Source organism: Neobacillus bataviensis LMG 21833 (assembly GCF_000307875.1).
GTDB lineage: Bacteria > Bacillota > Bacilli > Bacillales > Cytobacillaceae > Neobacillus > Neobacillus bataviensis.
Map to the genome: position 1 here is coordinate 39764 of NZ_AJLS01000141.1, position 25426 is coordinate 65189.

Below are 25426 nucleotides of genomic sequence, written 5' to 3' on the forward strand. Positions count from 1 at the left end.
GAATTTTTTCTCTAAACATTAAAAAAACGCCCTTTGAATAAACCATACCGCACCGAAAAGAGATATCGACGCCGAGATGGCAGGAATCGACCATTTCACTCTGCGAATATAGTGAATCACGGGATATATTGCTAATACAAACAATATTTGTCCCATTTCAATACCGAGATTAAAAGTTAACAGTGAAGACATGAAATGTCCGCCGTCCATCCTCATTTCAGATAATGATCCAGCAAAACCGAACCCATGAATTAGGCCAAATCCAAAGGCTAACCATATATTATGTTTCATATTCCTATTAAACACATTATTAATCGCGACATATATAATGCTCAAAGCAATGAGAGACTCGACAAACCTCTCGGGCAGCATGATGATGTGCATACTGGCCAAAATCAAAGTAACGGTATGCGCTGCCGTAAAAGCGGTCACGACTTTTAAAATTTGCTTAATAGACCGGGCTCCTATTAATAATCCTAAAAGAAATAGAATGTGGTCATAACCGGTAATCAAATGTTCCACTCCGAGCAAAAAAAACTGCTTGATGGCACGAATGAAACTTACCTGCCCAAGCTGGATTTCACGCGATTCATAAGTAATAACGGAATTTTGATTCTTTCCATTATGATTGATCGTAACAAAATTGGTATGCCATTGATCTACATCATCAAAAATCATGTCGTATGTAAGTGCCAAATATTCTGGTTTATGGTTTTGTGAATACTCAAGTATTACCTCTGCAAAGGGCCGGTTATTCACTTCGATTGCTTGAAGACGGGTTAACTTTCCTTCAAGTGGAATACCATCTCCGTGCAATTTGATGTTGGATAATAGATAGGTTTCCACCTCCGGTTTAGAGTTTTTTACAAATTGATTGATGACTTCCGGTGTATTTGTCCCTATTTCTGGGTCATTCGGGGTTACCGCTATTCTTAATTCAGCCATATCCACTCGTAAAATATATTGGAGCACGTCATCCCTTTCCGAAATATCTGAATAGGCTTGGCTGTCACCAGTATGCGCAAATGAAACAGGTACATTTAACCCAGAAAATGCAAGCAAGAATACAATTAAACTAAGCCATTTTTTAACCATCCTGAATCCCCCCACTATGCTTTTCTAAAAAATGAACCACAACCTGAAAAAAAATCCCACTGAACTTGAAACCCAGTGGGATAAAGTAAAACGGCTAATGGCACCTCAGCTTCGTTTATTTTTTCGACCAGAGGTTGATAAGTGCTTCGGCATCGGAAGTCAGTACGTCTTTCACAGACTTACTTATATGACCTTGCATTGGTTTGTTATTGATATGCTTTAGGAAATCCTGCATGTGTTTCGCTGCTTTTTCCTTGGAGCCCTTGTTCATTTGATGGTCTGCCTGGTCCAAGCTATTCTTCAGTTGAGGAATGAGCGGGCCGTTCACATCTCCGACGGCCGTATAGCGGTCAAGCAAACTTTGCATTGCTGGGATACTTGTCTCGACTTTAAAGCGTAAGGTCGTATCTAATGTATTTCCCGCCGTGTCGACCGCAACAATTCTTAGTGTATGAACGCCCAGTTTACCTGCTAGATCCACTTCCGAACCCTGTTGATATGGCTTTCCATCAAGTGTCAGGGATTGGCTGACCACGCCGGTAGTTTCGTCTTTTACGTCCAGTTTGAATGTAACGGTTTCGTTATCTTGATACACCGTTCCATCAGCGAAAGCAGATCCATTTGCTTCTAATGTATAGGTCGGAGCTGTTTTGTCCTTTACTAACGTATACGTATCCACTTCTTCCATTGTATCTGTTCTATAGGTTGAAACCTCGATGCTGCTCGGAGTTACATGTATGTTTGAGAAAGTTGGCACCTTAAGCTGGCTTCTCACCTCAGAATAGATTTCCGGGGTGGTCTTTAACGCATAATACTTACTGCCACTTGCAGAGTTTGCAGTGATATACGCAGTACCTTTCGGATTCACAACTCTTCCCTTTTCATCTACGATTTGATCCTTTTGCGGTTGGTCAGCTTTCATATTATAGGTTCTGACATAAGAGTGGTCATGACCCATGAGAACAATATCGATTCCTAATTCATCAATCGTCGGGAAAAGCGCGGCTCTTAAATTGACGATTGCCGTTTCGGTAGAGTGGCTGGCGGCACTATAGATGGAATGATGGAAAGTAACAATTTTCCAACGTGCATTTGGGTTTTTCGCAGCCGCCTCTTTCATAAATGCGGCATGAGAAGCTCCGCTCATATTATTGGAATTCAGTACCATAAACAAAGTATCGCCATAGGTGTAATAATAGTCCCCACCGGCATTGGTTACTCCGAACTCTGCTGACTCATTCGGCTGATTAAAGTGATATTTGTAGTTCACACTGTTATCGTGATTTCCTACTACCGGTGCCAGCGGCAAGTTTCTAAGTGCGTCCGGCTTGAAAAATCCGGTATATTCCTTTTCACTTGTGGACGTATTCACCTGATCACCCGCAGACATAATGAAGCTGTAATCCGGGAATTTTTCAACCGCTTTCGTAAGCGTGTCCTCCCAACCAGCCGTATCTGTCGTCGCATTTCCGCTCGCACCGATTTGCGGATCGCCCACTAACATGATTCGGTAATCCTCTGCATTTCGGGTGGTATATTCATAGACAGTGCTCCAGTGTTCATCTGTGCCGTCACCAACACGGTACACATATTCAGTTGAGCCTTTCAGGTTCGTTACGGTTACTTTATTGGTAGAAAAATCAGGAACTGCGTCGTTCGCTTTACCATTGAATGTCATGGCTTTGTCTGCCGGAAATTCACTTCCATTCATATTAGACTTCTCAGCAATCTGAACGACAGCGGTTCCAGGGTTTCTTGGTGTATACCAAGTTAGATTCAATTCAGATTCATTTTTTCCGGGAGTGAGTCCTAGGTCAGTGACAGCATAATTACTGAGTGTATTAATTACAGGGGTGATGGGTTCTGCAGCTCCTGCTCTAACACTTGTCCATCCAGAGAATACAATCGCTGAAGCCATTGCTATTGATAGCAATCGATCCCCACTTTTTTTATTAAAACCTCTTCTCATCAAAAAAAACACTCCCTCAATTTTTTACCCTCACCCGCGCGGTTTCATAGGAAGGCTCACTTTTATCATAAGTGATGTTTGTAAAGAAGAAATAAATTCCATGTAAATAAAGATTCCATCTATGTAAATTATCTGTAAATTATGCATATTCATCCTCTTTTGATAAATTTAATATTAATTTACTAATAAATTACATTCCCTTAACACTATTTCCTTATAATCAAACTAATTCATCCGGAAATTTTTTAGGAGGGAACGTATGCTAAAATCTATGAAAATCCGCGCGATCCTCATCGTGGTCGTGGGCCTGCTTTTCTCGGCCATTTTGGTTCTTTTTAATAGGAGCCCTGAGGTTACGTTCAATGAGCAAGGCGGCACATCTTATGTAAAATATGAAAAGGCAGAGATTGTTAGGGTACTCAGTGAATCTTTAGAAAAGGATGCGACGGTTAGCGGGTTATACCGAGGCACCCAAGATCTGGAGGTTAAACTTCTTTCTGGAGAACATAAGGGTGAGGTTCACAAGGTGAAAAACTATTTAAGCACACTTTACAATGTTCACGGAAAAGCAGGGCTAAAAATTATCGCAACCGTTGATACGGCAGGCCCAAATACATACCAGGTTTCGGTTTACAGCTATTATCGTGCGCCACTTTTAGGAGCCATGATTTTCATTTTACTTGCTGCCTTGTGTGCGATTGGCGGAAAAAAGGGGCTGAAGTCCGCCGTTGGACTTGTGTTTACTTTTGCCTGCCTGATCTATTTGTTTATTCCCATGCTTTATAGAGGTTATTCACCGATCGTTGCTTCTATCGTGATTGTTATGCTCACAACCTGTGTGACCATGTTTTTACTTGATGGCTGGAGTTCAAAATCATTGTCAGCGATTCTAGGGACAATGCTCGGGGTCGTCATTGCTGGTATCATCTCTAGTACTGCCGGCTTGCTCGCTCACGTCACTGGCTTCAATACAAATGAATCTGAATCCTTAATTGTCATCGCGAATGAAACGGGCATGCAAGTGAGAGGTCTGTTGTTTGCCGGAATTCTTATCGCTTCTCTTGGAGCCATTATGGATGTGGGGATTTCCATCGCCTCTTCTGTTCACGAAGTGTATGAAGCAAATCCTACTCTAAGCAAGAGGGAGCTATTTATCTCTGGAATCAATGTAGGCCGCGACATGATGGGAACGATGGTCAATACCTTAATTCTTGCCTTCACAGGTGCTTCCCTAACTTCGCTCATCTTGATTTATGCCTATAATGTACCTTTTAATCAATTGATCAATATGGATTTCGTAGCCATCGAGGTAATTCAGGGGGTATCCGGAAGTATTGGGGTGATCTTGACCGTACCAATCGTCGCCTATATTTCTTCAAGAATTATGCCAAAGTTTAAAAAAGATGAAACAAGGGATGAAACAGGGGACGGTTCTCTTGCTTCCCTCTAGCCGAAAACGGGAATTCTATCTAATAAATTTCTAAACCAATATTTGATTAATTTGCTGTAGAGGCCGCTTGTTCCCATTCAAGCGGCCTTAATAAATTTCAACGTAATGGCAATAAATGTTTCCCGTTGCTTCTGGAGGAAACTGCGACGGAAATGGATTCTACTTTTGGGAGGAATCCTCTCCCTCATTCGTCACTTTGAAAGCTTTACTCGTCAAAATATCAGATTTACTCGTCAAATTTTCTATTTTACTCGCCTGTTTTAGCAATTTACTTGTCACTTTCCATGATTTACTCGTAAACACTAAAAAGGCAGAGAGCATTTTGCCCTCTGCCTATCGTCTATTCTAAAATTAATTCTCTTCAATTTCTCTCCGATTCTTCTTAAACATCTTCGACAAGATTTCATAAACAATCGGTACGACGATTAATGTTAATAATGTCGAACTTGTTAATCCGCCGATTACGGTAATCGCTAGGCCTTTGGAGATTAAACCTCCTCCACCGCCTGCGCCAAGTGCTAACGGAATTAACGCACCTATCGTAGCAATGGCTGTCATTAGAATTGGACGAAGACGTGTTGCACCTGCTTCTAGCACCGCATCACGCATCTTTAATCCGTCACGTTCCATATGAATAATCCGGTCTACTAGTACGATGGCGTTCGTGACGACGATACCGATTAACATCAATAGCCCCATCATAACTGATACCGAAATGGTTTCGCCGGCGATTAATAAACCGACAAATGATCCAATAACGGCAAATGGTAACGAGAATAGGATGGCAAACGGCGCGACACCTTCACGGAATGTGACAACAAGAATGAAGTACACGATCGCAATCGCTGCTGCCATGGCAATACCAAGCTGTGTAAAGGTTTCATTCATATCTGCCTGTACCCCGGCAACACTGACCGTCACACCTTTAGGTAAATCTAATTTATCTACTTCTTTTCCAACTTTAGACGTTACTTTCGAAATATCAGCGCCCTTAATTTTTCCGGACACTGTTGCGAAGTATTCACCTTTACTACGTGCAAGCGTATTTAACGTTGTTCCCTTTTTCACGGTAACAAGCTCTGAAAGCGGCATGGTCGTACCAAGTGCTGTCGGTACTTGTTTGGCTAACAGGTCATCAATCGATTCCGGCTGTGCGGCTTGTTCCTGCTGCACGATGACATCTAAAGAGCTGCCATCTTTTTCAACCGTCGTTAATACATCCTGCGTTTTTTGCGGACTTAACATCATCACAAGCTGGCCCGTTGTTAACCCGTACTGTAGCAAGTTAGCTTGATCCACACGGAAAGTATATTCCACGTAGGCATCCTCTGCACTAGAAGTCACATCTTTTAAATCTTTATGTTTCTTCAGCACAGACTCAACTTTTTTCACAGATTGATTTAGCTTGTCTATATTTTCACTGTAAAGGGTGTAGCTGACTTCATTGGTCGAACCCGACATCGCACCGAAGCTCTGGCTCTTCCATTTGCCTGATTGATCAAGGCTCGTTACATACTTTTCAATCTTTTCTTTCTCTTTCGGGAAGTCCTTCATGTCTGGGTCAAAGATGAGGTACATTAAGGCACCGCCTCCGCCTCCGCCCATCATCGCTGACATCTGATCGCCAGCTTCCGTAACAGATACTTGAACGATATGAATATCTTTCCGTTTTAGCATCTTCTCTTCGACAGCATGAACGTTGTCCAATGTTTCGTCCTTAAGCTCACCTGCTTTAGGAGTGTACGTTAAGTACATGACTTTATCTTCTTCACTGCCCATAAAGCTAAAGCCGATTAATGGTGTTAATGCCAAACTTCCACCTAATAAAATAATCGCAAGGATGGAAGAAATCACTTTATGATTAAGGGTCTTTTCAAGGAACCATTTGTACCATTTTGCTAATTCTCCGGCCTCTTTATGCCGTTTTGCTGTTTTCTCACCATATAACTTTTTCCTAAATAAGAAGTGCGATAGAGCCGGAACAATTGTAATTGCCACAAGTAGCGACGCTCCAAGCGCAAACGCCATTGTTAGAGCGAACGGCGCAAACAGTTCACCGACCATGCCGCCTACAAACATCATTGGCGCAAATACCGCAACCGTTACTAATGTCGAGGACATAATTGGTTTAAACATTTCAATCGTCGCTTCACGGACAAGGGCGCGGCCATTTAATTTCTCTTCTTTTAAATGCAGTCTTCGGTAGATATTTTCGACGACGACGATCGAATCATCGATGACCCGGCCAATGGCAACCGTAATCGCCCCGAGCGTCATAATATTCAACGTAATATTCATCCAGTTTAGCAACAGTAATGCCATGAAAATTGAAACTGGAATCGATACGATCGAAATAATCGTTGATTTAAAATCACGTAGGAAAAGCAGGATGATTAAGACGGCAATTAACCCACCGAATACTGCTTTTTCAATCATCGTTGCCACTGATTCTTCAATCGGTTTTCCTTGGTCAAGCGTAACATCTATGACAAGACCACTGATTTTTGCTTTTTCTTCTTTGACTACCTTTTTCACCTTATTTACCACATCGACCGTGTTTGCCTGCTGGCCTTTGACAATTTGAATGGCAATCGCATCTTTCCCGTTTGTGCGGGAGATGGATTGTACTTTACCAACTGTATCAATGGTAGCGATGTCGCTAAGCTTTACAAATGGTGATGGATTGGCAGCTGATGGGGTGATAGGAATCAGCATATTCTTTAATTCATCAGCGGTCATGAACTTGCCGTCAATTGCGACAGCCTGTTCCCCTGCTTTAAACTCGTAAAGTCCTAATGATACAGCCATATTGCTTGCTTGAATCATTTGCTTCACTTTATCTTCTGTTAAACCAAATTCAGCCAGTTTCGCTTTGTTATACGTAAGGTCCACTTCTTCAATATGCTGGCCGGTAATCGTTGCCGACGCAACACCCTCGATTTTTTCGATTTTTGGAAGCAAGCTTTCCTCGACTGTTGACGTTAATTCGACAATATCGTCTTTTGAACTGCTGACACTTAAGGCAACAACCGGCATCATGTTCATGCTGATCGCCGTTGTTGTCGGCTTTTGCGCTCCTTCCGGCAGTTTCAAGGAATCTAGCGCCGATTTTAATTCCCGTTTCGCCTCATCCATATCGATGCCGTACTCGTATTCCACTTGAATACTCGACATGTTAGAATAGGAGTTTGAATAGACGGCTTTTACGTGATCAAGGCCTTCTACCGCTTTTTCAATCGGCATGGATACATCTTCCATTACCTTTTCAGGAGTGGCCCCTGGATACACATCCATGACCATTAAGTATGGAATCGAGATATTCGGAATCGTCTCCATATTCATTCGTGTACCTGAATAAATACCAGATACCGTAATAATAATTGTAAGCAGCCAGACGGCTAATTTATTTTTCAAAACAAAATTGACTAACCCTTTCACTATTACACCTACCCTAAATTGACTTAGTTCACTCAATTCCTTATAATAATGACCAATCAGTCATTTGTCAATTGAAAGACTATAGGAGCGATTCAATAAAATGAAAAAACAATTAATCATGGAAAAGGCTTTGGAGCTATTTGCAAAGCAGGGTTTTGAAGCGACTTCCGTCCAACAAATCACCGATTATTGCGGGATTTCTAAAGGCGCTTTTTACTTATCCTTCAAGTCAAAGGACGAATTGATTATCGCCTTAATTGACCAATTTATGATGCAAATTATCGCGGACATTGACTACCTAGTCAAAAATGCAAAGGACAGTCAACTTTTATACGACTTTTATTATGCTATCTATCATTCTTTTCAAAAGCATTCTGATTTTGCCAAAGTTCTGATGAAAGAGCAGTCGCAAACATTTAATAAAGACCTGATATTAAAAATGCAATACTACGACAAATTACTCGAAAACAACATTTTGTTGATGATTGAACGGTTATACGGCGATGAAGTCAAAGCGACAAAATATGATTTAATGTATTGCATTAAAGGCTTCATGAATATGTATTCGCAGTTATTTGTTTTCTATAATGTGCCATTGGATTTACAGGTATTGTCTGAGTCGCTTGTAGAAAAAACAACCTTGCTGGCGCGGCATATGACGGTTCCATTTGTAACAGAAGAGCTTAGCCAAATGTTTACACAGCCGATGAAGGAAGAAGGAACGAAGGAACAGCTCGGTAAAATAATCGAGCAAAAAATAGATGAAATGGAAGAGTCCATTGAAAAGGAATCGTTACTATTGCTGCGGCAAGAGTTGCTAGAGCCTTCGCAGCCGCCTGCGGTCGTGAAAGGCTTACTCGAAAACATTCGCAATCACCCGCATTGTAAATGGATCTCTTACTTGCTTCGGCAATATTTTTATACTTGGATAGATAAAGAACAGCCAATGTAATTGTTGGTTGCTTTTGACAAATTTCGACTATTAACAAGTAGCCAAAGTAAAGCAGGAGAACTGTCCCCTGCTTTACTTTGGAATCCCGCACCTGGTTTGACTGTCTCTTTAACCCCTGTTTACTATTCCGATAAAAACATCTCATATCCCTCATCGGAAAAGGCATTATCTAACTGATGATTTGCTACTAACTGTTTGCATTTTTGGTCTAATAGAGAAAAAATAAACATAATCAAACATCGTGGAAAATGCGTCCCAGTCTTCAAGCTTCATTGTCTCGAATACCACTTGTTTATTTTCCCCAATGTATTGAACCTTGCACTCAGTTGGGCTCACTCTTTTTAAATGAATACTATGCGGAACAACTTCCTCGTCATAAAAATGATACGTTGTGTGATTGACTTGTAAAGAGCTTAAAGCAAGCTGTAATTGATCGATTGTAAAGCCAGGTCGGTCGATTTGAGACAGCGAATTTTTATAAGGAAGAACATATTCATTAAAGTAGTAAGACTGCAAAGTCACGAGGTAATAATAAGAAACGGCCTCTACTTCTTCTTGAAACGTTTCTAAAACCATTTCCCGTCCATCACTATTTCTTTCATAATCAATAAATAGGTAAACCCACTGCTCTCCTCCATTATTACCAAATCTATCGATAGATGAACCTCTTTCTACCGTAACAGTATCATAGTTCCCATTTAAAAACCCATCAATATGGGGGTTACCATTTGTCTTAAGCGATAATCTCCCGTTCATTTTATAATTCTCATATTGTTTTTCAGTGATAATCCTCTTCAGAATTTGAACAACCTCCCATATTCCACGTAGGACGTATAAAGAGCAACTGGCGCAAGACGAATGATGTTAGGTGCCCGAAAATCCGGAATAATGCCGTTCGCCTTCAAGGATTTACAAATTCTGGCTGCTTCACTATGCTCGAGGCTCACATGTCCGCCGCGGCATGAATCCGCTCTCGGGTTTCCAATGAAAATAGTATATGGTGCCTGACACCATTTAGGACATTTTTCTTTTGCTTATAGGTAAAAGGATTCATTTTTTGTTATTCCCCCAAAAAATTCAGCTAGAAATAATACAATGGGATGAGGTGATAAAAATGGTGGAATTTAATTTAAGTAAGGCCCTCGTTCAGGGGAGGAAGGTAAATGATCTCGCAGCGGATATCCGCAGCAGTAAAAATAGTGTAATAGAAGCAAAAAAAGCAAAAGCCAAGGTGGTGGCCGCTGAAAAAGCGAAAGCGGCGAATCCAGGAGAATAGTATGTTAAAAAATTGTAACGAAGCCGATTTCTATGAACTGAAGAACATTGCCTTTGGACGTTTAAGCCCTGACGGTATCTCTGCCTTTTTTTGGGTCACCTTTTTTATCAGCGCGGTTTCCACATTGGTTGTGGCTGTGGGAGCCGATTCGATGATGTTTATCAACGATGCATGGAATCAATTTATTAGAATAGATATCTATGCATTACTAGTAAACCTCTTGATAGCCATTTTTTTCACATTTACTAAAAATAGGTACAAGTTTCAAAAGTTCCAAGCCATTTTATTACCTGTTTTCGGTTTAAAATTTTCACTCGATTTTTATAAGGTCTATTTTCTTGCATGTGAAGACCGCCTTGCACCAGACTATATGTGGACGACTGGCTTTATCCTCATTGGCGGCGGTCTGGTTTATTTGGTACTTTCGACCTTGAGAGCCCTGAGAAGAGTGAAACAAGGAGCCTTCCAAAAAGGAGGGAAATTACTATACGATTTTCAAACATCAAAAGGGCATATTAGCCTGTCGTTTGTGACGGGTGCCACGATCTTTGGAGGCTCCATCATCAAATCGATTTCAAGCAACGGCGATAGTTTGTTGGAATTATACGTATTGCTGGGAGCATTTGCCCTATTGCAATACCTGATTGCCATGGCCTGGCCGGAGTTTTTTCTCATCGCCTATTGTAAATTCCGTTTCGATTCCTTTTTGAAAAAGCCGATGACAAAAAAAAGATAGCGGATCACACCAAATATTTCATAGAGATACGTTCGGCGAACTAGCCGTAAGCACTCAAAATAAAACAATCCCTTCTCGAATAGAGAAGGGATTGTTAGAAAAAGTGAAGCAGAACCGTCACCTGCTTCATTTTTTATTAGTCGACTTTTGTCAATTTTTCGACTTTTATTTATTATTGGTAGATTCCCCCTTTGTTTATAGTAAAATTCTTTTGTGCTATGTCTTAATTTTCCATCATAAAGAAGCATCCAACCATTGGATACTAAATCATAAAACACGTTTCCAGCTTTAACGAAAATGGTGTGCTGGATCTTGTTTTATATCATCATGAAAGATATGATGGCAAGGGTTATCCTAAGGGATTAAAGGGAAACGAGATCCCATTAGCAGCACGCATCATGGCGATTGCAGATACGTTCGATGCGATGACATCAAATCGAGTGTATCGAAATGCTATTAACTTGAAACATACACTAGAAGAGATAAAAAAAATAAAGGCACACAATTTGATCCCGAAATTACTGATGTTTTCCTTAGCCTCTTCGAAAATGAAATGGAAAAGGCCGCCTTCGCTATCGAGGACGTAAACTCGGGACTTCAGGCGAAAATTATCTTAACTACTGAAAGGGATGAAAAAAATGAAATACAAAGGCAGGATTGTGACATTCCTTTTGGTATTGGGGATTAATTCTATTTATATTGCCTATTATTTCTTTCGAGATGGGTTTATTAGTAGGATGGAATATATAGGATTGCCCATTTTATTAGCGCTGGCATGGTGGTTCGGGCGTCAGTATGATCGTGCAAAGTTTTTTTCTGAAAAGGATGCGCTAACCGGGATTTATAATCGTAGATTTGTAGAATACATTTTTTTAAAAATAAAAGCAAGGGCGGATCGGAAGGGTCAAGAGATTGGCATTCTCTTCATCGACGTTAATAACTTTAAAACAATTAACGATCAATTTGGCCACAAAGAAGGCGATCAACTGTTAATGATTATTGCCCGTCAGTTAGAAAAAGCTGTCTTGAATACTGATATTGTTGCCCGCTGGGGCGGCGATGAATTCATTATCCTCTCTCCGGGAAAGGCGAATCCAACCGAATTGTTGGGAAGTATTAACCTTAATTTAAAAGTAATTTCGTCCTCCTACTCAGACATTAGCGTTTCAGTCGGCACAGCTATTTACCCTGCCGAAGGGAAAACACTTGATGCCTTATTACCGGTAGCGGATAAAAAAATGTATAATATGAAAATTCGACTAAAAGCTTAATAATTTAAGAGTCAGCCCCCCTGCTGCTTTATCGCAGCGGAGGACTGACCCCTGGTGTGAAGCAAGAGAACCGTCCCCTGCTTTATTTTGTCATCCAGCTTGGTTTTCCGAAGCCTTTGAATTGGTCGTCGATGACTTTTTCGAAGTCAGAAGATTCGACAACGGCCTTAATATCTTTTGCCAGTTGGGAATCTTTATTTTCTGTTTTGATGGCAACGATATTGCGGTATGGATCGAGCATGTTTTCAAGTGCAATGGCGTCAAGTAAGTCCATTTTTGCAGCCAAGGCGAAGTTACCAGGAACTGCTGCTAAGTCGGCACTATCAACAGAACGAGGAAGCTGACCAGCTTCAATCGGCTGGAACTTCAAGTTTTTCTTGTTTTCCGTAATATCCTTCTCTGATACTGTAATCGGATCGGCCTTTTCGTTGATTTTAATCAACCCTTCATCGCGGAGAGTATTCAACGCACGGGCCGCATTCGTCGGATCATTCGGAAGAGTAACCGTTGCCCCATCCTTTACTTCATCAATTGATTTATATTTTTTTGAAAAAATCCCCATTGGCGCTGTTGGAACCGAAATTAAAGCAGATAAATCCAAGTTATTTTGTTTCGCAAAACTTTCAAGGTAAATCGAGTTTTGGAAGAGGTTGGCTTGAATATCTCCATTATCTAGCGCTTTGTCTGGTTGAATATAGTCACTAAATTCGACCACTTCCACTTTGTAGCCCTTTTTCTCTAATCCAGGTACAATCGCTTTTTTCAACATATCACTATAAGGACCCGCAGTAGCCCCAAATTTAATATCCTTTGATTTGGCACTTGCTTTGTCTTTGCTTTCTGAACTGCTGCCGCAAGCTGCTAACGCCCCAACGACTAAAACTAAAACCATTGCTAAAAACCATTTTTTCATCATCATTTCCTTCTTTCCTATTTTCTTTTATCAACAGCTTTGGCGACGAAATCCCCAAGAAGCTGAACAAACTGAACTAAAACAATTAATATAACAACAGTGGCAATCATGATGGTATTGTCATAGCGATAGTAACCAAAGCGAATCGCTAAGTCTCCAATTCCGCCGCCGCCAACTGTACCGGCCATCGCTGAAAAGCCAATTAAACTAATGAGTGTTAAGGTAATCCCGGAAATAATCCCCGACCTTGCTTCAAGGAGCAGGACATCTTTAATGATCATCCATGGTGTTGCACCTGCAGCAATCGCCGCTTCGATGACGCCTTTATCAATCTCCCGTAACGCCGTTTCGACAATCCGGGCAAAGAATGGAATGGCGGCCACAGATAGCGAAACACTCGCTGCCGATGGCCCAATCGTTGTTCCGACGATAAGGTTCGTTAACGGTATTAACGCAACCAGCAGGATAATAAACGGAATCGAGCGGATTAAATTGACGAGAAATCCCATGATAACTTGAACAGAGCGATTTTGTAAAAACAAGCCTTTGTCCGTGACGTATAAGAGAATTCCCACTGGCAAACCGATGACAATCGCAATCACCAATGAAATAGCAATCATATAAATCGTCTGTAAAAAAGCGGTATTGATATCGGGAATCAGCTCGATTAGATGATTGAAATCAACGCCCATCACGTAACACCTCCACTTGCGCTGCCCTGTCTTCGATATACTGAAGCGCTCGTTTAACCTCGTCCTTCTGTCCTTTCAGTTCCATAATAAAGATTCCCAGCGGCAATTCTTGAATGTATTCAATCGAACCATGAAGGAAGTTCCCTTTTACGTTACATTGCTGGAGCATGTCTGAAATGACTCCTTCACCTGCGACTTTTCCCTTGAACGTCACTTTAATGATTGGACCCTCACAATTTTTTAAAATCGCCTCCGGAACGTCAAAGGAAACGACACTCTCAATAAACTCCTTTGTCAATTCGGCTCGAGGACTGGCAAATAGGTCGTAAACCGAGCCTTCTTCTATGACCCGTCCCTCTTGCATAATTGCCATCCGGTGGCAAATTTCCTTAACCACATTCATTTCATGCGTGATTAAGACAATCGTAATATTGAGTTCTTTATTGATTTTTTTCAATAGATTCAAGATTGACTTAGTTGTCGTTGGATCCAGGGCGGAAGTGGCCTCATCGCATAGTAGCACCTTCGGATTATTGGCTAAGGCCCGCGCGATTCCCACCCGTTGTTTTTGCCCGCCGCTCAATTGCGCGGGATACACATCCCTTTTTTCTGCAAGTCCAACGGTTGCAAGCAGCTCCTCGACCCGTTCTTTGATTTGGCCCTTCGGATAGTTGGCAGCTTTCAAAGAAAAGGCAATATTCTCAAATACTGTTTTTTGACTGATTAAATAAAAGTGTTGAAAGATCATGCCAATTTTTAACCGTGCTAGGCGCAGTTCCTCGCCTTTTAATGAGGTAAGGTCAGTACCATCGACGGTAATAGTGCCTGAAGTAGGCCGTTCTAACAAATTGATACAGCGCAAGAGCGAACTTTTTCCAGCACCGGAATAGCCGACAATCCCGTAAATTTCGCCTCTTTTAATCGTTAACGATACTTCATCGACACCTTTTACCGTGCCATGTTTCGTTTTGTAAGTCTTTGTAAGATTCTGAATTCCAATCATATGATGACCTCTTTTTTATTTTCATTATTTTGGAAAAATAATAAAATGCCCCTTTCAACTGAAAGGGGCATCGAAATACAAAAAGAATATTTCGACTTATCTTTCAGAATGAAAGTCATTCTGCAGGAATTGGCACCTTCCCATACAGGGGGTTGCCGGACGTCATAGGGCCTAGTCCCTCGGTCGCTCTCGATAAGTTAAATTGAGTTTATTAAGATAGTTTAGATATTACTAATCTATTTCTATTTTGTCAATCATCTGAAAATAGTATTCTGACATGATAAAACGCTTCCATTCCTATCGTATCAATCAATAAAGTGGTTTTAAACTTTTTTTGAACCGTCCCCCGCCTCACCTCCTGCTCCAAAACAGAGAAAAACAGTGAATTAGTAAGAAAATGGGGGGGATTATCGCTTACATTGCCAATGTTGTCGTTTTCAATGGGATTGTTGCCGTTTTCACCCAGATTGTGTATACGCCCGTTTTCCTTGATAATAAGAGTATCAAATCAATAGGGGGTATTTTAAATGAAAAAGTTAGTAGCAACGATCATCGAAAAAATCGAACAAAACCATGAATACATTCCGTTTCATCTTGTTGAACCAATTCGTCCTGTCTCTAAGAAATAATGAGCTGGGGCGTTTTTTTTTGCCAAAAAATCACCCCGTCTTCCTCATAAACCTCTCATAAAGTCTACTTCTCCATTTCTTTGAAAAATGTATTTATTAAAAAGCCCTCTGGATAAACCATACTAGCCCAAAACGAAAAAAAGTGCCAGGTACCACCCATTTTTCTGGATGGTGCCTGACACCATAGCCATCCTAAACGGCTGGCATCTCTTTCGCTTCATCACCCTTTTTGAAGGCGATTTTCAATTTAAAAATGCTGGCAGCAACAAAAGAGAAGATAGATAGAATTAAAACGTAAGTCCAAATTTGTGCTACAGGTGGCGTATTCCAGATACCTAAAAAGTAAAGCAGCGATGGGATTGTTAGAGTTACCCATGATTGGACGAAGGCAACGAATCCAAGGTAATGATCAATTTTCTTTTTAAGCGCATTGGATAAAAAGAACAGAAACCACAAAAACGACCACATTCCCCATGTTAATGCATTCACTACATCATGAAATTGGACAATAGATGTAATGGTATAAACAACTGCAATAATGGAAACCCACAGGCTGTACCAACCGAGACCGTTGCCCTCAAATCCCTTCAATACAGTAATCCCAAAATATAAAAAAGTTAAGCCAAATAAGAAAATGGCCGCATCATTATAAAGTTCCCAATTGGTTTGATCCGAAACAATGAGTAAATAAAATGGAATAATAATTTGAATGCTTCCTACGAAAATATTAAAAACCCCAACGCTCTTCCCATCTGCCTTCCCTAACAACATAAGACTGTTTAAAAATAAGACGGCACCTGAAAGAAATAAACCCACAAAGCTCACAACAGTCCACTCCTTTAAAAAGGAAAAGGCAGTTTCTCTTCTCGATGAAGAAAAGAAATTGCCCTTTCAAACAAAATTTTATAATATCGATGATCAACGCACTTGTTTCATCTAAGTTTTATTTTTCAAAGTAACTATAGCACACGCCATGAACATATGTTAAGTCACATTTGAAAAAATGTAAAATTAAATTATTTCCATTTTCACCAAAATCGTCCTATAAGATTTAAATTGTCATAATTAATAAAGCCTTCATTCCACTTTCTGAAGGGAATGAAGGCTTTATTCACGAACGATGATTTCCTGTTTAAATCAGCTGTGAACTGTACAGGTTTGTAAAATAGTAGTTCCTAATCCACTTTAACGGAAACTGCTAGTCCCTTATTTCCCGCTTGGTCCACTGCATAAATCGTTAATGTGGAGCCTTTTTTCTGCGTGCTGATTTCCATATTGAACTTTCCTTTTGCATCTGCAACCGTTTTGCCTCCAAATGCTTCTCCATTATACATATAGACAGTCGAGCCGGCTTCAGCTTTTCCAGTAAGCGTAGAAGACTTAGAGCTTACTTTCTTAACAGATGGAGCTGCCGGTGCAGTGAAATCAGGCATATTTGTAAATGATGGCAGACCAGAGATATAGCCAACACCGCCTGTCTTATTAATACCGATTTCTCGCTCCATTGCATTCTTTAACTCTTCCTTATTAATGGCTGTAATGGTTTTAGCATCTAATTCATCGCCAGGATGTTGGAAATTACTCATAATATAAGAGAAACCATTCCGATCATCTGCTGCAAACAATCCAGTAGATTCTGCTCCTGCAGGGTTTGATAAAACACGTGTTAACTCTTTCGTATCGACATTATAAGCCCAAACAAAGTTGTTCGTATGCTTGCTGCTATCTTCACCAATAAATAGGGTTCTCATTTCTTCAGAGTAGCTTAAGTTGTCTGGATTAGCTACCTTGTCCACATTTGCCGTGTTACCATAAGCATCAGCAACGGGAAGATCTTCACCTGCAAGTAAACCTGACATGGATGTTGCTATATATTTACTTTGAATGCCACGGCCACTATTATCTTTTTGACCATCGCGTAAATCTAATTCATAGGTGACACCAGACTTAATTTTTGGTAATTGGATATCATCTGAAGGATCTTTACCTGTGCTATCTTTTTCCATAGCGCCACTTTGGTCGGAAATGGCGATGTACACCTTGTTATCTTTTGCGTTATAGGTGACACCTTCCATTTTGTTGAATTCAGTAGTCGCACCAAGGTACGCTGCATAGCGGCGGGATTCAAGGAATGCAGCCGCTTTTTCCATTCCTGGCTTAAGTTTTACATATTCTGTTTTGCCATAAGAATATTGTTTTATTGCTTTAAAGCCTTCTTGCGGCACATCAGATGTTTCAAAGATGTCACTGAATTTAATTTTCTTGTCAATGATCGCTTTAATTTCCTTATCATTGGCATGCCCTAGTTTAATCCATTCTAAATTTCCTGAACCGCCATTTGCAGTTCCGGTTTGTGAGAATTTAGCCGCGTATAATGTACCAGCTGATAAATCTTCCGCTTTATCGGCTACATACATAAACAAACCTGTGTTTCCACCGTCGTCACCAAAGTAGGCTGTACGGTTGTCCGGCATCATTTTCATTAATTCATGAGAGAAACGGCCAAGACTGTAATGTTTCTCGACTTTCACTTTTCCGTTATTCTTTACTTCGATTTCTGGGACATACCCATAGAAATAGGGACTTGCCACTGATTTATCCCCAAAGTAAAGCTTAGAAAAGCTTTCAACTTGAGTTCTTGCCGATGACATCGGATCAATTTCAAATTTACGGGCATCTGGCTCATATTCTTCTGACCCTAAATGGGTATTCCATGGGGAAAGAGATCCGTTACATGGAATCCAAAGTCCATTGACTAAAGAAAAGTCAATCTTCTTCACTTCCTTAGGTTTTAATTCACCGGTATTCCCATCTTGGTCTAAAGTTGTTAACGACATGGATGCCGGAACAATGCCGTAGGCTGAATTACCAGCAGCATCGATTGTTTGATATTCATAGTGGGTAACCATGTAAAGCTTTCCACCAATTGGGTTTAGCAAGCTATTTGAATCAGGCGCATCCGAAACAAATGGTGTTGGGTTTCCAGGAACACTATTGTCCATAATTGGATTTCCGTTAACATCAATCGGAGTGCCAGCTGGAATCAGTTCACCTTTATTAATCGCAACCTTATCTTCTGATTTAAAAAGCCTTTTGTATGAAAGTGGGAACGTTTTAACCGCTCCATTACTGTATTTTACATCAACGGATGCAGTCGAATACGTATCGACCATTTGGTCAATTGTCGTTGGGGCAGGCATTCCATTAAACTTTACAGAATCAATCTTTACCTTATTATTTCCTGCAGCTGCGGCAGGTGTGAGGGCAGGAATCGTTAAAGCCAGTGTTAGAGCAAAAGCAGTACCTTTTTTACCTATTCTTTTGTTCATTGATATCCTCCTAGATAAACGTTATTCGCTTACCTCTAACATGATAGTCTTCTATTATTATGCCAGTGTTAACAGATTGATATAATTTTGTAAACTTTTCTAGTGCTTTCCGCCCAGGGAATTTAGCACAGGAATATTTGTAAAAACTTAGAATTATGACCTTTTATTAATTTAGTACTTCATTAGACTTTTCTAATCTTTCTCTAATCATAATCTTATCTGTTGTTAAGGCTTGCTTAAATGATAAAGGGTACCATTAACGTGAGCGATCTTTTGAAAAGAGGTGTGTTACATGATAAAAACGAATCAGTTACGAAAAGTTTATGATAACGGATTTGAAGCAGTAAAAAGTCTCAGTTTACATGTAAATAAAGGTGATATCTATGGGTTTCTTGGCCCTAATGGTGCTGGTAAAACGACAACCATCCGCATGCTGATTGGTCTAATTGAACCAACGAGCGGCGATCTAGAAGTGAGTAACTTGAATGTAAAAAAGAATAAGGGAGAAATCAAAAATCTCATTGGCGTTTTACCGGAATCACATGGGTATTATGAGTGGATGACCGGTGAAGAGTACCTTCTATTCTTTTCTGCCCTGCACAAGATTAATAAGCAGCAAAGAAAGGATAAGGTCACTGAACTCTTAGATTTGGTAAGTCTTACTGCAAAAGCAAACGTAAAAGTTTCACAATATTCAAGGGGGATGAGACAACGGTTAGGCATTGCCCGCACACTTATTCATGACCCTGAAATCATTTTTTTAGACGAGCCTACGCTGGGACTTGACCCACAGGGGCAAAAGGATATTGAGAATATCCTTCTCCATTTAAATCAAGTAAAAGGGGTTACCATTTTTATCACATCGCATTTATTAAAAGATATTGAAAAGATTTGCAATCGAGTCGCGATTGTCAAGGCAGGAACCCTCATAGAAGAAGATTCCGTCAAAGGATTAATGGACAAGTATAAAAAGGACATTCATAAAGATGACCTTTCATTGGAAGATGTATTTTTCCATCTCACTTCAGACGGAAAGGGGGAACAATAACATGTTTTTTGCGTTAGTAAAAAAAGAAACAAAAGAACATATTTTCTCACGAAAGGGAATCGGCTTTTTATTCGCTGTCACTCTATTGATGAGTACCCTATCATTTAGTTTTATTAGTGTAAAAGAATTAAGTTTATTGGATCAACCGACTGTTGTTATGACGATGCTAAAACTATTACTTGGAATTAATATATTGATTTCAATGGTCATTGGCTCAACCATGATTGCTGGTGAAAAAGAAAAAGGTACATTAGAAAGTTTGTTGTTAACGCCCTTAACGAAAAGAAACATCATCCTTGCTAAGCTTACAGCGATTCTTATCTTTTGGCTGATGGTGACATTGGTGTCCTTGCCTTATTTATTCGTATTAGCATATCAGGCTAACATATTCCCTACTATTCTCCTTTATTTATATGGAGTTGGGACGGTTTTGATTATTTCCTTTTCATCCATTGCCTTGATTTTTTCAACCGTCTTCGCATCGACTAAGAATGCGATGATTTTGGCAATCATGGCATTCTTAATAACAGCGATTCCGATGTTTTTATCAACAACAATGAAAAAATCTGGCTTAGCAAAGGTCATTAGTGAAAATAGCCCGGTCTCGGCTAGTATGACTGCGATGAAAGATATCTTTATCAACAAGCTTGCGACTTCCCAAGTATTGATTGAACTACTACCTGTGTTCATTTTCTTCCTGCTAACCGTATTTATCGCATTATTTATAGCGAAGAAAGTGGATTTTTTAAGGGGTGAATAATATGAAAAAATATTTGACTATTTTACTTTTATTTTCGGTTTTATTTGGTTTTCATTCTGGACCTGCCAACGCACAAAGCACTTCAAATTTTAAAATTGAAATCATCTCCCCTACAAAAGTAGCAGAGTACCCAGGGAAAGAATTAAAGGTAAAAGTTAAAATTACTAATACTGCTGAAAAAGAAATAAAAGATGTTTTTACGTACATTACGATGGCGAATTTATCTAAGAACTGGACGGTAAATTTAGAGGATTATAGTGCCGACCAGCCGGTTACAATCGGAACGATGAAGCCGCATGAAGAAAAAATCGTTAGTTTGCCCATCCAATTAGTCTATACCGCGGATTATTATTTATATACGACAGTTGTTTCCAAAGAGAATCATGTGATTACTTCAAGTGATGCGATACCGGTGGAAATAATTGGCAATACAAAAATAGTTCCACTTCAAGTACAAATCGTTTCCATTGTAATGCCGTTGCTATTATTATCTTTGTTACTCATTGCCATTAGAAGAAAAAGATAATCGTTCCATTAGAAATTTCTAATATATTTTTTACCTGATTTTAAGTGTTTTCAAATAGGAACATAATTATGCAGGGTTACTATAGAGATTGTAAGACATGCTTTTAAAAATAAGGAGGAAATGAACATGATTGGCACAAAAATTTTAGCATCTGTAATAGCATTAGGCGTTGTTGGAGGAGGAGCAGTTGGTACACATTTAGTGAAGCCTGCTGCTGCAGTAAGCCAACAAGAAACCGCGAAAGAAGAAAAACAAGATCCAAATGAGCAAGCAAAATTGCAAAAAGAAGCGGCCATTACTGGGAAACAAGCAACAAACACTGTTTTGCAAAAATATACGGATGGTACCGTTAAAGAAGTAGAATTAGAAGATGAAGACGGCTCTGTCGTTTATGGTGTACATGTAACAGCCAAGGACGGCAAAAGCTATGATGTAAAAGTTGATGCAAAAACAGGAAAGATTACGAAAGCAGAAGATGATAGTAATGACGAAAAAGATAATGGGAAAGAAAACGAAAACGACTAATTTTTCTAATGTCAATGAAGTTGGAGTATACCTATACAAGAAGTTGAAATCGAACTCCCTTTTACATTCTGTGAAAGGGAGTTTCCTATATACAGATTTGTGGTATACGAGTTAATTACTCTTGTTGTGATAAACTAAGTTCTATCAATATGATATTAAATTAAAAAACACACAAACACGCACGTAGGAGCGATACAAGTGAAGAAAATTTTATTAATAGAAGATGAAGAAAAATTAGCTAAATTTATTGTTCTAGAGCTGCAATATGAAGGATTTTCAGTGACGGTTTCGAATGATGGCAGAGAAGGTCTTGACTTAGCCTTACAATCAAATTGGGACTTAATCTTATTAGACCTTATGCTTCCAGGGCTAAATGGGATAGAGGTGTGCCGGAGAATACGTGCGGTCAAAGATACATCAATTATCATGTTAACGGCTAGAGACAGCGTTATGGATCGAGTATCCGGCTTAGATAGTGGTGCAGATGATTATATTCCTAAGCCATTTGCAACGGAGGAATTGTTAGCACGGATCCGTGTCATCTTTCGCCGAGCTAAAAGGAACATGCAACAACACTCCACACTTACCTTTCATGATTTAGAAGTCGACACAATGGCTCGAGTTGTCAAACGGGGCAAAGATGAAATTGAATTAACCAAAAGGGAATATGACTTACTGATCATTTTTCTTCAGAATATTGGTCTCGTGCTGACGAGGGAGATGTTATTAGAAAAAGTATGGGGGTACAATGTTGAAGTTGAAACAAATGTTGTAGATGTTTACGTTAGTTATTTAAGAAACAAACTTCACACATCAGATAACGAGCAATTTATTGAAACCGTAAGAGGAATTGGTTATGTGATTCGAAAATGAAAAAAGTTTCTACTCTTCCAATCAAATATAAACTTGTATTATGGTCTTCCCTGCTGTTATTTATTTTATTCGTCTTATACAATATCCTTCAATATTCTGTTTTAAATAGTTGGATGCTTACGGAAGAAAATAATGTCATTGAGCAAAAGATGAAAGAAACAAAAGCCTATTATCACGAACGGTCGAAATCCATTCCACTAACAGAACAAGATATTTATTCAAGTGGTGATTACATTGAAAGACTAAGTGGCAATCATCAAATGATCCGTATTCTAAATTCCAAGGGGAACACGCTCATTTCGGCATCTCAAGATGTTCCTGATGAAATCATTCCTGCAAAAATTGTCCAAACGGAAGAGTTTGACCAAATAAAAACAAGTGAAAATCGGTTTCTCATTCTTCGTAGTCCGTTATTACTGAATAACGGAACGGGAACGATCGAGATCATTCAAAGCATGGAGATTTTTGACGGACTCCTAAATAAATTTATCATTGTCATGCTTTTAGCTGGTTTGGGTTCCATTGCTTTAAGCGGCTTTGGTGGGGTTATTATCGCAAAACAATTATTAAAATCGGTAAAGAACATCCTCCATACGATGAAAAAAATTCAGAAAACGGGATTACACGAAAGAGTACCTTCCAATGGGATTAAGGATGAAATCACAGAAATAGGAGAATTGTTCAACGAGACAATGGATAAGCTGGAAGAGTCATTTTTGCAGCAAAAACAATTTGTCGCAGACGCATCTCACGAGCTGCGCACACCGATTGCCATTATTCGAGGGAATCTTTCCATGTTAAGACGCTGGGGGAAAAACGACCCAAAACTACTTGAAGAATCATTGGAATCAACACTAGAGGAAGCCAAATATTTAAGTGATCTTGTTTCAGAGCTTTTAGAACTTTCGAGGGCGGAATCCGAAAAACAAAAAGAACAAATCGAATGGATTAATCCGATACCAGTGATCGAAAATGCTCTAAGAAATTTCAAGATCCTCCATAAAGATTTTGAGTTCATTATGGACATGAAGAATATAGAAGGAAGTTTAATCGCCTTTCAACCAAGACACTTGGAGCAAATATTGGTCATATTATTGGATAATGCCGTAAAGTACTCGAAAGAGCAGAAATGGATCAAATGCTCGATTCAGAAAAAGGAAAATTTCGTGCAAATTGAAATAGAGGACAAAGGTATAGGTATTCCCAAACAAGACATTCCTATGGTCTTAAATCGCTTTTATCGCGTAGATAAAGCTAGAAGTAGAAAACAAGGAGGCTATGGCTTAGGGTTAGCGATAGCAAATCGTTTAATGGAAAAGTATAATGGCTCCATCATCATTGAAAGTGAAGTAAATAAAGGAACAACTGTTATTTTAAAGCTAGTTTCTGATTAAAATAAAGAGGCATAACCGATCTGGTTTATGCCTCTTTATTTATCAAGTTAACCACGTTTATATTTTTTATTATACACTTTTTCTTTATAATATTGGAAAAACCAAATAGCAACCGCTAACCAGAATCCGCTCGCTAAGTACCCGCCTATTATATCGCTGGGATAATGTACCCCTAAATAGATGCGACTAATTCCAATGGCTAGAATCATCACAGTACTTATGCAGATTAACAGGCTTCTTCCCCACTTACTTGGAATATGACGCCAGAGCAAGAAGGAAACAATCACATAAACAGTAAAAGCATTCATGGCATGGCCGCTTGGGAAACTGAACCCAGAAATATCAATCAGACGATGGAAATTGGGACGGATCCTATGAAAAACCTGTTTCAAAATTTGGTTTAAAACGGCTGAGCCAAGAATGGCTGAAATAAGCAAAATTAATTCTAAACGATGATGCAATACCTTATAAAGAAAGATGATTAAAAGGATAATTAGGACGATCACAACCGGCGTTGAACCAATAAAAGTGAAAAATTTCATCACTTTTGTTAACAATGGTGATTCGAGTCCTTGAATAGCTGCGATTATATCGCTGTCAAAATCAATAATTTTATGGTCACTTATGAACAAAGATGTAAAGGCGAATCCGACCACACAAACTAAACTAATGATGAAAGCAATAAGTAGATGGGTTTTTAAATTCATAAAAAGATCCTCTCAAGCAATTTGGAAATGGTTCTGTCGATAATAGTGTAATAAGTAAATCGTATTCTTATTCATTCCTTGAACTTGGAAGCTCGTCTTTCCGCGTTTTAGTAAGGTAGAGGACTAAGCTTAAAATCGTGACAAGGAAGATGGCACTCGTTCCTACCGTACCTAGGCCAAGACCGCCGTCTTTACGTGGCTGTGACAAAAAGTCACCCAGAGAAGCGCCGAGAGGACGAGTCAAGATGTAGGCGATCCAGAAGGACAGCACTGCATTCAACTTCAATCGATAATAAGCAAAGGTAACTACCCCAATAAGAATAGCAAACATAAGTGCAGACTTCCAGTAGCCCATGTTCAGACCCTCTGCAATGAGGTCACCTGCAGCCGTACCTAATGCGAAAGTGAACAAAATGGCCAACCAGTAGAATGCTTCCCTCTTAGTAGTGTAGATGGAGTGAATGGAAAGCGTTTTTTCACTTGCGTACCAAGCAATAAATGCTGCCAACAATGCCACACTGAAGATGATCGTTGTCGTCACTAGAGACACTCCGAGGTTGTCTACTAGATTATCTGTTACAAGTGTTCCTACGATGCTAATCATTACGACTGCGAGCCAGTAAATGCTTGGCACGTATTTCTTCAATCGGAACTGGAAGAAAAGTACGATGAGCAATAGGATTGCCATAACAATTGTCGTATTTGTTAAGCCCCAGTTTAGGTTAAAATTCAGAAAGTCCGCGGCGGTTTCTCCCACAGTCGTAGCCATGATCTTAATGATCCAGAAGAAGATGGTGACCTCTGGAACTTTATTTAACATCTGCCGGCCTATAGATTGAT

General features: G+C 39.6%; 23 protein-coding genes, 1 pseudogene and 1 riboswitch. Of the genes and pseudogenes, 12 read left to right on the forward strand and 12 right to left on the reverse strand.

Going from position 1 to position 25426, the window contains the following annotated elements; all coding sequences use genetic code 11:
• Window positions 1–18: 18 nt before the first annotated feature.
• Both BABA_RS22415 and BABA_RS22420 read right to left on the reverse strand, forming a co-directional pair.
• Entirely contained in the window at window positions 19–1095 is a 1077-nt protein-coding gene (locus BABA_RS22415) for a HupE/UreJ family protein (RefSeq protein ID WP_007087540.1), read from the reverse strand.
• 115 nt (window positions 1096–1210) lie between these two features.
• Entirely contained in the window at window positions 1211–3064 is a 1854-nt protein-coding gene (locus tag BABA_RS22420) for a purple acid phosphatase family protein (RefSeq protein WP_007087541.1), read from the reverse strand.
• Between the two features lie 259 nt (window positions 3065–3323).
• On the opposite strand from BABA_RS22420, the gene BABA_RS22425 reads away from it, so the two are divergent.
• Window positions 3324–4514 (forward strand): YibE/F family protein, encoded by a 1191-nt coding sequence (locus BABA_RS22425; RefSeq protein ID WP_007087542.1) that lies wholly within the window; start codon window positions 3324–3326, stop codon window positions 4512–4514.
• A gap of 351 nt (window positions 4515–4865) precedes the next feature.
• On the opposite strand, the gene BABA_RS22430 is transcribed toward BABA_RS22425, so the two are convergent.
• On the reverse strand, window positions 4866–7952 hold the full coding sequence (locus tag BABA_RS22430; RefSeq protein ID WP_007087543.1) for an efflux RND transporter permease subunit: 3087 nt from the start codon (window positions 7950–7952) through the stop codon (window positions 4866–4868).
• 100 nt (window positions 7953–8052) lie between these two features.
• On the opposite strand from BABA_RS22430, the gene BABA_RS22435 reads away from it, so the two are divergent.
• Window positions 8053–8904 carry a TetR/AcrR family transcriptional regulator gene (locus tag BABA_RS22435; RefSeq protein ID WP_007087544.1) on the forward strand — a complete coding sequence of 284 codons (852 nt, stop codon included), beginning with the start codon at window positions 8053–8055 and terminating at the stop codon, window positions 8902–8904.
• 165 nt (window positions 8905–9069) lie between these two features.
• Here the strand turns inward: BABA_RS22435 and BABA_RS22440 are convergent, their stop codons facing one another.
• The gene (locus BABA_RS22440) at window positions 9070–9660 is read right to left on the reverse strand and encodes a hypothetical protein (protein ID WP_007087545.1); all 591 of its coding nucleotides are present in this window, start codon (window positions 9658–9660) and stop codon (window positions 9070–9072) included.
• Window positions 9638–9890, reverse strand: a pseudogene (locus BABA_RS28550) (kynureninase/PvdN C-terminal domain-containing protein); the annotation flags it as partial. The gene BABA_RS22440 and the pseudogene BABA_RS28550, both read right to left, overlap by 23 nt.
• A 128-nt stretch (window positions 9891–10018) precedes the next feature.
• On the opposite strand from BABA_RS28550, the gene BABA_RS27420 reads away from it, so the two are divergent.
• The 4 genes from BABA_RS27420 to BABA_RS22455 all read left to right on the forward strand — a co-directional run bounded on the left by BABA_RS27420 (window position 10019) and on the right by BABA_RS22455 (window position 12187).
• The gene (locus tag BABA_RS27420; RefSeq protein ID WP_157273247.1) at window positions 10019–10180 is read left to right on the forward strand and encodes a hypothetical protein; all 162 of its coding nucleotides are present in this window, start codon (window positions 10019–10021) and stop codon (window positions 10178–10180) included.
• 1 nt (window position 10181) lies between these two features.
• On the forward strand, window positions 10182–10916 hold the full coding sequence (locus tag BABA_RS22445) for a hypothetical protein (protein ID WP_007087548.1): 735 nt from the start codon (window positions 10182–10184) through the stop codon (window positions 10914–10916).
• A gap of 302 nt (window positions 10917–11218) precedes the next feature.
• Window positions 11219–11503 carry an HD-GYP domain-containing protein gene (locus BABA_RS28210; protein ID WP_007087549.1) on the forward strand — a complete coding sequence of 95 codons (285 nt, stop codon included), beginning with the start codon at window positions 11219–11221 and terminating at the stop codon, window positions 11501–11503.
• Between the two features lie 51 nt (window positions 11504–11554).
• A complete protein-coding gene (locus tag BABA_RS22455) occupies window positions 11555–12187 on the forward strand; it encodes a GGDEF domain-containing protein (protein WP_007087550.1) in 633 nt (210 codons plus the stop codon).
• Window positions 12188–12269: 82 nt separating this feature from the next.
• Here the strand turns inward: BABA_RS22455 and BABA_RS22460 are convergent, their stop codons facing one another.
• The 5 genes from BABA_RS22460 to BABA_RS22480 form a co-directional block, all read right to left on the reverse strand.
• Window positions 12270–13100 (reverse strand): MetQ/NlpA family ABC transporter substrate-binding protein, encoded by an 831-nt coding sequence (locus BABA_RS22460; RefSeq protein ID WP_007087551.1) that lies wholly within the window; start codon window positions 13098–13100, stop codon window positions 12270–12272.
• A gap of 17 nt (window positions 13101–13117) precedes the next feature.
• On the reverse strand, window positions 13118–13792 hold the full coding sequence (locus tag BABA_RS22465) for a methionine ABC transporter permease (RefSeq protein WP_007087552.1): 675 nt from the start codon (window positions 13790–13792) through the stop codon (window positions 13118–13120).
• Complete coding sequence (locus BABA_RS22470) at window positions 13782–14795, reverse strand: methionine ABC transporter ATP-binding protein (protein ID WP_007087553.1); 1014 nt, start codon at window positions 14793–14795, stop codon at window positions 13782–13784. Before BABA_RS22470 ends, BABA_RS22465 begins: the two co-directional genes overlap by 11 nt.
• A gap of 93 nt (window positions 14796–14888) precedes the next feature.
• Window positions 14889–14994: riboswitch (SAM riboswitch) on the reverse strand.
• A gap of 622 nt (window positions 14995–15616) precedes the next feature.
• On the reverse strand, window positions 15617–16249 hold the full coding sequence (locus BABA_RS22475; RefSeq protein ID WP_007087554.1) for an AmiS/UreI family transporter: 633 nt from the start codon (window positions 16247–16249) through the stop codon (window positions 15617–15619).
• A gap of 350 nt (window positions 16250–16599) precedes the next feature.
• Entirely contained in the window at window positions 16600–18753 is a 2154-nt protein-coding gene (locus BABA_RS22480; RefSeq protein ID WP_007087555.1) for an alkaline phosphatase PhoX, read from the reverse strand.
• A 292-nt stretch (window positions 18754–19045) separates the two neighbouring features.
• Between BABA_RS22480 and BABA_RS22485 the strand changes: the two genes are divergently transcribed.
• The 6 genes from BABA_RS22485 (at window position 19046) to BABA_RS22510 (ending at window position 23879) form a co-directional block, all read left to right on the forward strand.
• Window positions 19046–19801, forward strand: a complete 756-nt coding sequence (locus tag BABA_RS22485; RefSeq protein ID WP_007087556.1) for an ABC transporter ATP-binding protein — start codon at window positions 19046–19048, stop codon at window positions 19799–19801.
• 1 nt (window position 19802) lies between these two features.
• Complete coding sequence (locus tag BABA_RS22490; RefSeq protein ID WP_007087557.1) at window positions 19803–20561, forward strand: ABC transporter permease; 759 nt, start codon at window positions 19803–19805, stop codon at window positions 20559–20561.
• A gap of 1 nt (window position 20562) precedes the next feature.
• Complete coding sequence (locus tag BABA_RS22495; RefSeq protein WP_007087558.1) at window positions 20563–21087, forward strand: hypothetical protein; 525 nt, start codon at window positions 20563–20565, stop codon at window positions 21085–21087.
• 126 nt (window positions 21088–21213) lie between these two features.
• Window positions 21214–21612, forward strand: coding sequence for a PepSY domain-containing protein (locus BABA_RS22500; RefSeq protein WP_007087559.1), 399 nt, complete (start codon window positions 21214–21216; stop codon window positions 21610–21612).
• A gap of 198 nt (window positions 21613–21810) precedes the next feature.
• Window positions 21811–22485: a response regulator transcription factor gene (locus BABA_RS22505; protein ID WP_007087560.1), complete on the forward strand. Its 675-nt coding sequence runs from the start codon at window positions 21811–21813 to the stop codon at window positions 22483–22485.
• On the forward strand, window positions 22482–23879 hold the full coding sequence (locus BABA_RS22510) for a sensor histidine kinase (RefSeq protein ID WP_007087561.1): 1398 nt from the start codon (window positions 22482–22484) through the stop codon (window positions 23877–23879). Before BABA_RS22505 ends, BABA_RS22510 begins: the two co-directional genes overlap by 4 nt.
• A 47-nt stretch (window positions 23880–23926) precedes the next feature.
• Here the strand turns inward: BABA_RS22510 and BABA_RS22515 are convergent, their stop codons facing one another.
• Together BABA_RS22515 and BABA_RS22520 are read right to left on the reverse strand one after the other, a co-directional pair.
• Window positions 23927–24586 (reverse strand): phosphatase PAP2 family protein, encoded by a 660-nt coding sequence (locus BABA_RS22515; protein WP_007087562.1) that lies wholly within the window; start codon window positions 24584–24586, stop codon window positions 23927–23929.
• A gap of 67 nt (window positions 24587–24653) precedes the next feature.
• Window positions 24654–25406 carry a COG4705 family protein gene (locus tag BABA_RS22520; RefSeq protein ID WP_083865498.1) on the reverse strand — a complete coding sequence of 251 codons (753 nt, stop codon included), beginning with the start codon at window positions 25404–25406 and terminating at the stop codon, window positions 24654–24656.
• Window positions 25407–25426: the final 20 nt, after the last annotated feature.

Excerpts from the sequence above, each read along its gene's own strand:
- BABA_RS22440 (WP_007087545.1), bottom strand. The coding sequence starts at position 9,660 with ATGAACGGGAGATTATCGCTTAAGACAAATGGTAACCCCCATATTGAT.
- BABA_RS22510 (WP_007087561.1), top strand. The coding sequence starts at position 22,482 with ATGAAAAAAGTTTCTACTCTTCCAATCAAATATAAACTTGTATTATGG.
- BABA_RS22470 (WP_007087553.1), bottom strand. The coding sequence starts at position 14,795 with ATGATTGGAATTCAGAATCTTACAAAGACTTACAAAACGAAACATGGC.
- BABA_RS22515 (WP_007087562.1), bottom strand. The coding sequence starts at position 24,586 with ATGAATTTAAAAACCCATCTACTTATTGCTTTCATCATTAGTTTAGTT.
- BABA_RS22420 (WP_007087541.1), bottom strand. The coding sequence starts at position 3,064 with ATGAGAAGAGGTTTTAATAAAAAAAGTGGGGATCGATTGCTATCAATA.
- BABA_RS22485 (WP_007087556.1), top strand. The coding sequence starts at position 19,046 with ATGATAAAAACGAATCAGTTACGAAAAGTTTATGATAACGGATTTGAA.
- BABA_RS22490 (WP_007087557.1), top strand. The coding sequence starts at position 19,803 with ATGTTTTTTGCGTTAGTAAAAAAAGAAACAAAAGAACATATTTTCTCA.
- BABA_RS22415 (WP_007087540.1), bottom strand. The coding sequence starts at position 1,095 with ATGGTTAAAAAATGGCTTAGTTTAATTGTATTCTTGCTTGCATTTTCT.
- BABA_RS22435 (WP_007087544.1), top strand. The coding sequence starts at position 8,053 with ATGAAAAAACAATTAATCATGGAAAAGGCTTTGGAGCTATTTGCAAAG.
- BABA_RS22500 (WP_007087559.1), top strand. The coding sequence starts at position 21,214 with ATGATTGGCACAAAAATTTTAGCATCTGTAATAGCATTAGGCGTTGTT.
- BABA_RS22480 (WP_007087555.1), bottom strand. The coding sequence starts at position 18,753 with ATGAACAAAAGAATAGGTAAAAAAGGTACTGCTTTTGCTCTAACACTG.
- BABA_RS22445 (WP_007087548.1), top strand. The coding sequence starts at position 10,182 with ATGTTAAAAAATTGTAACGAAGCCGATTTCTATGAACTGAAGAACATT.
- BABA_RS22460 (WP_007087551.1), bottom strand. The coding sequence starts at position 13,100 with ATGAAAAAATGGTTTTTAGCAATGGTTTTAGTTTTAGTCGTTGGGGCG.
- BABA_RS22495 (WP_007087558.1), top strand. The coding sequence starts at position 20,563 with ATGAAAAAATATTTGACTATTTTACTTTTATTTTCGGTTTTATTTGGT.
- BABA_RS22520 (WP_083865498.1), bottom strand. The coding sequence starts at position 25,406 with ATGTTAAATAAAGTTCCAGAGGTCACCATCTTCTTCTGGATCATTAAG.
- BABA_RS22455 (WP_007087550.1), top strand. The coding sequence starts at position 11,555 with ATGAAATACAAAGGCAGGATTGTGACATTCCTTTTGGTATTGGGGATT.
- BABA_RS22425 (WP_007087542.1), top strand. The coding sequence starts at position 3,324 with ATGCTAAAATCTATGAAAATCCGCGCGATCCTCATCGTGGTCGTGGGC.
- BABA_RS27420 (WP_157273247.1), top strand. The coding sequence starts at position 10,019 with ATGGTGGAATTTAATTTAAGTAAGGCCCTCGTTCAGGGGAGGAAGGTA.
- BABA_RS22465 (WP_007087552.1), bottom strand. The coding sequence starts at position 13,792 with ATGGGCGTTGATTTCAATCATCTAATCGAGCTGATTCCCGATATCAAT.